Annotated in this window: 10 protein-coding genes; 3 read left to right on the plus strand and 7 right to left on the minus strand. The window is 69.2% G+C overall.

Translation table 11 applies throughout. The annotated features are described in order from the left end of the window. Window positions 1-32: 32 nt before the first annotated feature. From ABY42_RS03495 to ABY42_RS03505, 3 genes are read right to left on the minus strand one after another with little or no spacing between them, the layout of a single operon-like run. Entirely contained in the window at window positions 33-644 is a 612-nt protein-coding gene (locus ABY42_RS03495) for a GrpB family protein (RefSeq protein WP_050458727.1), read from the minus strand. Continuing rightward, entirely contained in the window at window positions 641-1,312 is a 672-nt protein-coding gene (locus ABY42_RS03500; protein ID WP_049904948.1) for a CPBP family glutamic-type intramembrane protease, read from the minus strand. The genes ABY42_RS03495 and ABY42_RS03500 overlap by 4 nt, the downstream gene beginning before the upstream one ends. A 2-nt stretch (window positions 1,313-1,314) precedes the next feature. After that, window positions 1,315-1,596, minus strand: coding sequence for a DUF5789 family protein (locus tag ABY42_RS03505; RefSeq protein WP_004972783.1), 282 nt, complete (start codon window positions 1,594-1,596; stop codon window positions 1,315-1,317). A 172-nt stretch (window positions 1,597-1,768) separates the two neighbouring features. Here ABY42_RS03505 and ABY42_RS03510 point away from each other — a divergent pair, with 172 nt between their 5' ends. Then, complete coding sequence (locus ABY42_RS03510; RefSeq protein ID WP_004972781.1) at window positions 1,769-2,767, plus strand: DUF7139 domain-containing protein; 999 nt, start codon at window positions 1,769-1,771, stop codon at window positions 2,765-2,767. A 39-nt stretch (window positions 2,768-2,806) separates the two neighbouring features. Here the strand turns inward: ABY42_RS03510 and ABY42_RS03515 are convergent, their stop codons facing one another. From ABY42_RS03515 to ABY42_RS03525, 3 genes are read right to left on the minus strand one after another with little or no spacing between them, the layout of a single operon-like run. Continuing rightward, window positions 2,807-3,370, minus strand: coding sequence for a Mut7-C RNAse domain-containing protein (locus ABY42_RS03515; RefSeq protein ID WP_050458728.1), 564 nt, complete (start codon window positions 3,368-3,370; stop codon window positions 2,807-2,809). Further along, entirely contained in the window at window positions 3,367-5,115 is a 1,749-nt protein-coding gene (gene polX, locus ABY42_RS03520) for a DNA polymerase/3'-5' exonuclease PolX (RefSeq protein WP_050458729.1), read from the minus strand. The genes ABY42_RS03515 and polX overlap by 4 nt, the downstream gene beginning before the upstream one ends. Next, entirely contained in the window at window positions 5,112-5,552 is a 441-nt protein-coding gene (locus ABY42_RS03525; RefSeq protein WP_004972771.1) for a DUF5788 family protein, read from the minus strand. The genes polX and ABY42_RS03525 overlap by 4 nt, the downstream gene beginning before the upstream one ends. Window positions 5,553-5,696: 144 nt before the next feature. Here ABY42_RS03525 and ABY42_RS03530 point away from each other — a divergent pair, with 144 nt between their 5' ends. Together ABY42_RS03530 and ABY42_RS03535 are read left to right on the plus strand one after the other, a co-directional pair. Next, a complete protein-coding gene (locus ABY42_RS03530) occupies window positions 5,697-6,548 on the plus strand; it encodes a hypothetical protein (protein WP_050458730.1) in 852 nt (283 codons plus the stop codon). A gap of 207 nt (window positions 6,549-6,755) precedes the next feature. After that, on the plus strand, window positions 6,756-8,105 hold the full coding sequence (locus ABY42_RS03535) for an alkaline phosphatase family protein (RefSeq protein WP_050458731.1): 1,350 nt from the start codon (window positions 6,756-6,758) through the stop codon (window positions 8,103-8,105). Between the two features lie 57 nt (window positions 8,106-8,162). Here the strand turns inward: ABY42_RS03535 and ABY42_RS03540 are convergent, their stop codons facing one another. Beyond that, complete coding sequence (locus ABY42_RS03540) at window positions 8,163-9,266, minus strand: glutamate-cysteine ligase family protein (RefSeq protein WP_050458732.1); 1,104 nt, start codon at window positions 9,264-9,266, stop codon at window positions 8,163-8,165. Between the last annotated feature and the right edge of the window lie 154 nt (window positions 9,267-9,420).

The following is a 9,420-nucleotide window of genomic DNA, read 5'->3' on the forward strand; positions in this document are numbered from 1 at the left end:
CGGCGGGGAAAAGCTATGGTAGTGTGCTCGACCTACACGAGCGAGTCGTCGCCTTCCCACGACGCGGCGTCGTCGAGCACGGATTCGACGAACGACGCCTTCGCGTTCGTGTACCGACTCCGGTCGTCGGGGTGCGCCTCGGCAAGTTTGCGCTTGTGTCGCTCGTACTCGGCCGCGAGGTCGTCGTCTGCGTGGAGCGCGTCGCGGAAGGTGACCTGCTCGCGGTGGCAGTCGCTCCCGACTTCGGTCACGGAGAGATAGTGCGTCCGCTGCTCGGGCGGGCCGCGGACGAAAAATCGGCGGTCGGGAACGTCGTCGTCGGGGCGCTCCTCGTAGCCCGCGGCTTCGAGCGCCCGCGCGACGCCCTCGGCATCGTCGAGGTCGGAGACGAGGACGAGCAGGTCGACGATGGGTTTCGCGGCCAGCCCCGGAACCGCGGTGCTCCCGACGTGTTCGAATCGGACGCTGTCGCCGCCTCCTGCGCCACCGAGTCGCGGTCGCAGGCGCTCGACCTCGCGCTCGTACGCCTCGCGCCAGCGCGGGTCGTGCGCGGCGAGTTCGACGGTGCCGCGGGCGAGGCCGAGCGACGGATATGGGTCGTCGGCCGCAGACCGGTCCTTGCGGTCTCCGCCACCGTCGCTCATAGCGGAATCGGGAGCCACTGGAGCGCCGCGGCGACCCGCTCGGGGGGGAACAGCGGCGGGTGGAGCACGAGCCAGTCCAAGAGGATGAGCCCCCCGCCGTGGGCGACGATGGAGGGCAGAATCGAGTCGCTCTCGTAGTCGACGAGGCCGAAGAGCACGTCCGTCGGTGCCGACAGGAGAATCTCTATCGGGGGCTTGCCGACGTGGTGAAACGCGTAGAGCACCGGGCTGATGAGCGCGCTCTTCCGGCCGATTTCGCGGACGCCGACGCAGAGCAGGCCGCGGTAGTACGTCTCGGCCGCGACGACGACGAGCAACTGCTGGGCCGCGTGCGGGAGGAAGTCGGCGAGGGCGGTCGAGGTGTGCCACATCGGGTAGTACGCCCGAATCGACGGCAGGCTCGACCCGACGAGGTAAAACGGGAGAACGAACAGCGCGAGGAGAACCGTGTTGCGGAGCGCCGCCCGGTCGACGTTCCAGCCGAGGTTGCGACCGTGGGCGAGCGCGAGCGCTCCGGGTACGAGGATGAACAGGAGGGCGTCGTGGACCGCGCGGTAGGTGAGGTCGCCGGCGGGAAGCGGCCAGAGACTCCACGCGGCCCCGACGACGCCCCCGACGATGAGGGCGCGGTAGAGCCACGGGAGGCGGGCGAGCCGGCGGCGCAACACCGTTATTCCGTCTGGACGGGGTCGCGGCCGACGATGTCGAGCACGTCGTCGACGAAGGTCTGTCGCGTCTCGAAGTAGGTCTCGTCGGCCTCGGCGAGCACGTCTTCGAGGCTCTGGGGACCGTCGGGCGTGCGGATGACCGCGTCGCCTTCTTTGTTCAGGATGCTGCTCTTTTCTTGCGGCCACGTCAGTCGGGAGGCGACGCGCGCGAGGGGCGCACCTTCGACGGACGCGCCCGTACCGAGTTCGACGGCGGGTGCCTCGTCTGCTTCCTCGTCAGCCATGCGCGAGGGTTAGCCACCGCGCATGATAATCCCTTCGAGATTCGCATGCGACGATGACGGGCCGGCGACGCGTCCGGCGGGCCGACGCGCGGATATCGACAGCCCGCGACGTGTCGAGAAACAGATAATCGTCTGACGCATCGTTTTAGGGGCTGCTTTCGTAGTCGGGGCCATGACCAGTCTTTCGGAGGCGTACCACGGCGGCCGGGGCGGGCCGAGTCTCCGACGGCTGTCCCTGGGCTTCGGGGGGTTTCTCCTCGGCGTGTTGCTCGTCGTCGCGGGCATCGTCGTCGCGACGACCGACGTGTACACGTCCGGCGGGGCGACCCTCGGCGAAGCGCGCGAACTCGGGGGCATCCTCGGAGGCATCGGCGTCCCCGCCGTCTTCCTCGGCGTCCTCGCTGTCCTCCCCGCGAGCCGTCGAACCCGCGCCGCGTCGCTCATCGGAGCGAGCATCGCCGTTCTCGGCGTCGCGCTCTTCTCGCACGCCTACCCGTGTCAGTGGACCGGCGCGACCTGCGGGGCCGGCCTTCCCGACCTCACCCTCGAAACCGTCGCCGTCTACTTCTTCGGCACGCTCACGACGTTCTGGTGTCTGTTCGTCGGCGTCGCCAACTTCAAGACGCGGAACGACCCCGGCGGCACGGCCACGGTCCAAGTGACGAAGAAGGGCGAGACCCGCGTCGTCGAAGTCGAGAAGTCCGGCGGCGGCCTCGGCGGCATCGGTTTCCTCGGCGGCACGCCCGACGGCGACGTTCAGACGCAGACGAACCAGTCGACCGCCGGTGCCGACCCGACCGCCGGCGCGACCGACGGCGGCGCGTCGACGCAGGACATCACCCCGCTCGACGTCGAACCCTCGGCTTCGTCCTCAGCCTCGGCCTCGACGTCGTCGGACGGGTCGAACGCCCCCGACGCCTCGGCGACGGGGCAGTCCGGCGTCGATACCGTCCAGTCGGCGGAATCGGAGCGCTCGCCGGCCGGCGCGGCCGACCACCCCGCCGCGGACCGCCCGGCGAACGCCACGGTCGGCGACCGCTACTGCGGCAACTGCACGTACTTCGAGTACGTCCGCACCTCCGACGGGCTCAAGCCCTACTGCGCGGCCCACGACGAGATGATGCGGGACATGGAAGCCTGCGACGAGTGGTTCCCGCGCCGCCGCGAGTAGTCCCGCCGCCGACCCGAACGACCGACGACCGCGTTCCGCTTACTGTTCTCCGCCGTCCAATCTCGCTTCCACGTCGCGCCAGTGGCTCCCGCGCCAGAACACCTGCCCGCAGTCGCGACACCGCCACAGCGCCGTCTCCTTCGGGTCGGGCGCGTAGTCGGGGACCGGTTCGTCGCGGCCGACGGCCTCCACGCGGCCGTTACAGACGCCGCACCGCGACGGCTCCTCGTCCAGCGAGACCGCGAAGCCGACCGATTCGAGTTCGCGGAGTTGCGCGATTGGCTCCCGCTCGGCGAGGAGAACGCTCCGCGGGGCTCGCTCGGCCAGTCGCACGTCGCGGGTGAGGAGGACGCGGTCCTCGGCGTCCGCCCGCGCGAGCAGGCTGTCGTCGCCGGGGTCGGTTCGGTGCTCGGGGGTGTCTTCGGAATCCTCCGCCTCGCCGCCGCCGTCGAGGGTGTAGGCGGCGTCGTAGCCGCACATCCGAAGGTACGTGGCGAGCTTGCCGAGCATCACGTCCAAGAGGAGCGCGGTGTCGCCGGGTGCCGCCCTCTCGACCCCCGAGGCGACCGTACCGGGGTGGTCTGACCCGATGTCGTCGGTCACGCGAGGAAGTCGGACAGTCCCTCGACCGACCGCGCGTTCAACACGTCCGCGGTCTCGACCCAGCCGCGGCGGGCCGTGTGGACCCCGTAGCGGGCGTGGTCGAGTTCGCTCGGTCGGTGGGCGTCGGTGTCGATGACGACCGTTGCACCCGCCTCGACGGCGATTTTGAGCGCCTCGCCGTTCAGGTCGAGGCGGTACGGGCTGGCGTTGAGTTCGAGCGCGACCCCGTGTTCGACGGCGGCCTCGGCGAGTCGCTCGTAGTCGAGGGGCAGGCCGGGGCGCTGATTGATGAGCCGACCGGTCGGGTGGCCGAGGATGTCCACCGCGGGGTGTTCCATCGCGGTGACGAGTCGCTCGGTGGCCGTCTCGCGGTCCTGGTCGAGCGCGCTGTGTGGCGAGGCGACCACCACGTCGAGTCGGTCGAGCACGTCGTCGGCGACGGAGATGCCGCCCTCGGCGTCGATGTTGGCCTCGACGCCGGTGAACACCGCGATGTCGGCGTCGTCGGCGACGGCCCGAACCTCGTCGATCTGGTCGAGTAGGTCGTCGTCCTCGACGCCGACGCCGCCGACCATGCCGGGGCCGGTGGCGTGGTCGGTGACGGCGTGGTAGTCGTAGCCGCGTTCCTCGGCGGCCGCGACCATCTCGGCGACCGTGTTGTCGCCGTCGGACCAGTCGGTGTGGGTGTGGAGGTCGCCGCGGAGGTCGCCCTCCGCGACGAGGTCGGGCAGGTCGCCGTCGGCGGCGCGCTCGATTTCGCCGGTGTCCTCGCGCAGCTCCGGCGGGACGAGCGGGAGGTCGAGCGCGGCGTACATCGACTCCTCGGTGTCGCCGGCGACGCGGGTTCCGGCCCGCGGGCCGTCGTCGGGGGCGTCCACGTCGGAGACGTCGAACATCCCGTACTCGTTCATCTTGAGGCCGCGGTCGATGGCGATGTTGCGGAGGTGGACGTTGTGGTCCTTGCTCCCGGTGAAGTACTGGAGCGCCGCGCCGTACTCCGCGGGGGCGACGACCCGGAGGTCGACCCGCATCCCGTTCACCCGGACGCTCGCCTTCTGCTCGCCCGCCTCGATGGTGTCGCCGACGAGGTCCCACGCGAGGAAGCGGTCGATGACCGCCTCGGCGTCGGCGCTCTCGGCGAGCACGTCGATGTCGCCGACCGTCTCGCGCCACCGCCGCATCGACCCCGCGGGCTCGACCCTGCCGACGGCGTCGTGGTCGCCGAGGTACGAAAGCAGGTCGTCGGCGACGGGTCGCGCCTTCCCGAGCAGTTCGCGGCCGGTCGCCTCGCGGGCGAACTCGATGCCGTCGAGGATGTTCGCCTCCGTCTTCGCGCCGAACCCCTTGACCTCCTGTATCTCCCCGTCGCGGGCGGCCGCTTCGAGGTCGTCGAGGTCGGCGACGCCGAGCGCCTCGTACAGTTTGCCGACCGTCTTCGGGCCGACGCCCTCGACGCTCGTCAGCCCGGCCATGTCCACCGGGAGGTCCGCGCGGAGCTCCTCCAACTCCTCGATGCTGCCGGTCTCGACGTACTCGACGATTTTCGAGGCGATGGCGTCGCCGACGCGGTCTATCTCTTGGACCGCGTCTTCGCCCTCCGCGGCGAGTTCCTCGACGGGCTTCGGATGCTCGCGGACGTTCTCGGCGGCGCGGCGGTAGCTCGACGGCTTGTAGGCCACGTCCTTCGCCTCCAACAGGTCGGCGAACTCCTCCAGCAGGCTCGCTATCTCGTCGTTTCGGCTCATCGGCCGCCCCGTTTGCCCTTGCCGCCGTCGCGCCCCAGCGCCTTCTTCAGGAAGCTCATCCACCGCTTCTGGTCCGCGGCGTTCTGGCGGTTTTCCTCCTGTTCGAGGTCGACCGCCCGAAGCTGTTCGAGGGCGTTCAACGCCCGGTCGATGCCGACGATGTCCTCGGCCAGCCGCCGCCCCTCGTCGTAGCTCACCTCGTTGTCCTCGATTCGCTGGAGCCGTTCGAGGCGCTCGCGGCGGAGGTTCCGCTTCGCCTGGTCGACGCGCTCCCGCTCGCCCGAGGGGATGGTGTCGCGGCGCTTGATCTCGAAGACGAACTCCCTGAGGTCTATCTCCTCGCCTTGGACCTCGATGCGGTCGGGAATCTGCGTGCCGACGGTCGCACCTTCCCGATTGACGCGCTCCAAGAGCTGTTTACGCTCGAACTCCTTCACGTCCGGTCGTTGTCCCGCGCGGCACTTCGCTCCTTCGCCCGTTCCGACCCGACTCTCTCGACTCGCTGAGCGTCCGGCGGAGAAACAGGTCCGAAACCCCCGAATAACGGTTATTCTCTCGGCCGTCGTACTCTCTCCTGAACCATGTCTATTGGTACCAATCAACATAGTAGTACCGACGCTCCGGACGCCGGCGACTCGTCGACCGCGTTCGGTCGGGCCCGGCTGTACGCGTTCTACCTGCTCGCGGTCGTGACGCTCGGGATGGCGGCGGTCTTCGTCAGCGAACTGCTCTCGTTCGCCGTCGTCGGCTGGGGCGCGGGCGGCGACGTGCTCGCCGAACACCGCCTGCACGTGATGGTCATCGCGGCGAACGTCTGGATAATCATCCTCGGCGTCGCGAGCCAACTGTACCGTCCGCTGAAGCGGGTCGCACTCATGCAGGTGGCCTTCGCCGTGACGACGCTCGTCCTCGTCGGCACTATCGTCGGCGGCGGGCCGGTCGAGGAGGTCGTCCCCTTCTTCGTGCTCACCGGGCTGATGCTACTGTTCCATCCCGCGGGACGGGACGTCATCTCGGTCGGCGACGACTACAGCCCGGCGCTCCTCGGCCTCGTCGCGGTCGCGGCGCTCCCGGTGCTCGCGTTCGCGGTCAACCAGTTCGGTCTGCAGGCGACCGGCGACGTTCACGCCGTCGCCGGCCACTACATGGAGATGACGACGATGGCAATCGGACTGCTCTTGCTCGGTCTCGTCGCGGCCGCGGGCGCGCCCGGACACCGCTTCGTCGCGTGGCTGACCGGCGGCCTCGCCGTCTACTTCGGCGCGGTCTCGCTCGTCTTCCCGACCCAGGTGTCCAGCGTGGGGTCGATGTGGGCGGTCGCGCTCGTCGCGTGGGGGCTGGCGTTCGTCGTCGCGAGCGAACTTCGGGTCAGCGGTCGGACCGCCGTCGCTCAGGAGCGCCCGTTCTCGATGCCCGGGCAGCCGCGGGTCTAGGCTGCGCGGACGGTCCCGCACGCGGGCTGCCCGGCCGGTCGAGATAGCCTGATTCGCGTCTGACACGTCGTCGTCGGTGGTAGCGCCCCGCCCTCGTCCGGTGAGATTCGCCGCTTTCTCCGACAGCGGCCCCGTATCCGTCGTCTCTCGTCGCAAACTCCGGCGGAGAGACGAACCTTCTTATGGTTCTCTTGGATACCGTGAGGTATGGGTTTGTTCGACCGACTCCGCGGCAAAGACCACCCCCGCGTCGCCTTCATCGGCATCGACGGGGTTCCGTTCACTCTCCTCTCTGAGCATCCCGACGAGTTCCCCAACTTCGCGGCGCTGGCCGACGCGGGCTCGGCGGGCGACATCGACAGCATCGTCCCGCCCGAGTCCTCGGCGTGTTGGCCGGCGCTCACGACCGGCGTCAACCCCGGCGAGACCGGCGTCTACGGCTTCCAGGACCGTGAGGTCGGCTCCTACGACACCTACGTCCCGATGGGTCGGGACGTGCAGGCCACCCGCGTCTGGGACCGCGTCACCGACGCCGGCCGCAAGGCCACCGTGATGAACGTCCCCGTGACGTTCCCGCCCCAGCGCAACGTCCAGCGCATGGTCTCGGGCTTCCTCTCGCCCGGCGTCGACAAGGCCGCCTACCCCGACGACTTCCGCGACGCGCTCTCCGAGATGAACTACAAGATCGACGTGAACGCGAAGCTCGGTCACGACGAGGACAAGACCGCGTTCATGGAGGACGCCCGCAAGACGCTCGACCGGCGCTACGAGGCGTTCGAGCGCTACATCGACCAGGACGACTGGGACCTCTTTTTCGGCGTCTTCATGACGACCGACCGCGTCAACCACTTCCTGTTCAAGGACTACGAGCGCGACGGGAAGAACAAGGACGCCTTCATGGATTTCTACCGCACCGTCGACGACTACCTCGGCCGCATCCGCGACGCCCTCCCCGAGGACGTGACGCTCATCGTCGCGTCCGACCACGGCTTTACCTCCCTCGACTACGAGGTCCACTGCAACACGTGGCTCGAGGAGAACGGCTGGCTCTCCTACGAGGACGACGACCACGACTCGCTTTCGGACATCGACAAAGACTCGAAGGCGTACTCGCTCATCCCCGGCCGGTTCTTCATCAACCTCGAAGGGCGCGAGCCCCGCGGGTCGGTCCCGCAGTCGGAGTACGAGGACGTCCGCGACGAGCTCAAGGCCGAACTCGAAGCGCTCGAAGGCCCCGACGGCAACAAGGTCGCAGACCGCGTCGTCGTCAAGGAGGACGCCTTCCGCGGCGACCACGACGACATCGCCCCCGACCTCGTCGTCATCCCGAACCACGGCTTCGACCTGAAGTCCGGGTTCAAGGGCCACGACGACGTGTTCGGCGTCGGCCCCCGCAACGGCATGCACTCGTTCGACAACGCGACGCTCTACGTCGACGACCCCGGTGCGGTCATCGAGGACGCCGACCTCTACGACATCGCGCCGACCATCCTCGACCTCATGGACATCGAGTACAGCCGCACTGAACTCGACGGCGCGAGCCTCATCCAGCAGTAAGCGACCGCTTCGGCTTCCGGTTCCGTCTTTTCGCGGACGCTCGCGGCGGTTTATCGCTTACTGCCGGACCGCGCTCCGCACGTCTTGTTCGAGACGGTCGGCGTGAGCCAGTCGCGCCTCTCTCGCCTCGGCGGCCGTGACCGTCTCGCGGTCGGCTACCTCGTGCGACACAGGGCTGTACGCGTCCACGTCGAACCCCATCCGGTCGAGGTACGACCGCACCGCCTCGGAGTCGAGGCCGTCCTCGATGGCGGCGTCGACGTAGCCGAGAACCGCGTCGAACTCGGGGAGGACGACCCGGTCGTCCGTCACGCCGCCGGCCTCGCCCTCGATTGCGAGGGCCGCGTCGTCGAGGCGGTTCACCACGCCCGCGACGCTGTTCGCCAGCCTGAGCACGTCGCTCGGGAGCGCGCAGTCCGGCGAGCGCCACTCGACCGTGCCGAACTCGGCTCTGAGTTGCACCGGCGTCCAGACCGCGCTCTCGGGGTCGAAGTTCGCCTCGACGGTCGCCCGGTCGACGCCCGCCTCCTCGGCGCGCACGACGAACTCCTCGAACCGGCGTTCGAGGCGGCGCGACCACTCCCGCGTGTCGTCGGCGTAGCGCCACAGCCGGCCCTGGTGGGGCACGTCGTCGTAGGCCATCCGGCGGTACAGCTTCGACCGCGCGCCCGCCGCCAACCGCGTCCCGTCGTAGTACGGCGAGGAGTTCACCAGCGCCAGCGCGGGGTCCAGCGCCACGAGCGCGTTGTACTGGTCGATCTCGCGGCCGGGGCGCTGTTCGACGTGGACGTGCGTCCCCACGCAGTGCCGCGCGTACCGGAAGTCCGACCCGATGACGCGGTTCTGGATGCGGGTTCGGTCGCTCTGACGCTCCGTCACCGTCTCGGTGCTAATCGGCGTGGCGAGCGGGACGAGCCGCTTTCCGACGTCCTCGGCCCGCGAGAGGACGTCGCCGAGCCGCTCGTACAGCTCCTCGCGCAACTCGGCCGCCGAGTCGCACGGCGTCGTCTTCACCTCCAACACCGGCTCGACGAACTCCCGCTCGGCCCCCGGCGAGGCGTCGACGAGCTCGCCCGGGTCGGTGAGCGACCCGTCGCCGTCGGTGACCCAGTACTCGACTTCGACGCTTCGCCGGAGCGGGTCGACCGTCGACTCAGACATGGTGACCCCGGCGTCGCGCCGAGACGGCTCCTACGCTCATCGTTTCGTTCCACCCACATCCAATCATTGGTAACACATAGCACGGATTGGGGGCATGACGGAAAAGTCATTCGCAGATTGGGGAGAAGTCCGTCATTCGGTGGACGAACGTCTT

This window comes from Haloferax gibbonsii, assembly GCF_001190965.1.
GTDB classification, from domain to species: Archaea; Halobacteriota; Halobacteria; order Halobacteriales; family Haloferacaceae; genus Haloferax; species Haloferax gibbonsii.

What these genes read in the sequence shown, in the direction of transcription:
- ABY42_RS03495 (WP_050458727.1), bottom strand. Translation starts at nt 644, where the DNA reads ATGAGCGACGGTGGCGGAGACCGCAAGGACCGGTCTGCGGCCGACGAC.
- ABY42_RS03505 (WP_004972783.1), bottom strand. Translation starts at nt 1,596, where the DNA reads ATGGCTGACGAGGAAGCAGACGAGGCACCCGCCGTCGAACTCGGTACG.
- ABY42_RS03510 (WP_004972781.1), top strand. Translation starts at nt 1,769, where the DNA reads ATGACCAGTCTTTCGGAGGCGTACCACGGCGGCCGGGGCGGGCCGAGT.
- polX (WP_050458729.1), bottom strand. Translation starts at nt 5,115, where the DNA reads ATGAGCCGAAACGACGAGATAGCGAGCCTGCTGGAGGAGTTCGCCGAC.
- ABY42_RS03530 (WP_050458730.1), top strand. Translation starts at nt 5,697, where the DNA reads ATGTCTATTGGTACCAATCAACATAGTAGTACCGACGCTCCGGACGCC.
- ABY42_RS03535 (WP_050458731.1), top strand. Translation starts at nt 6,756, where the DNA reads ATGGGTTTGTTCGACCGACTCCGCGGCAAAGACCACCCCCGCGTCGCC.
- ABY42_RS03540 (WP_050458732.1), bottom strand. Translation starts at nt 9,266, where the DNA reads ATGTCTGAGTCGACGGTCGACCCGCTCCGGCGAAGCGTCGAAGTCGAG.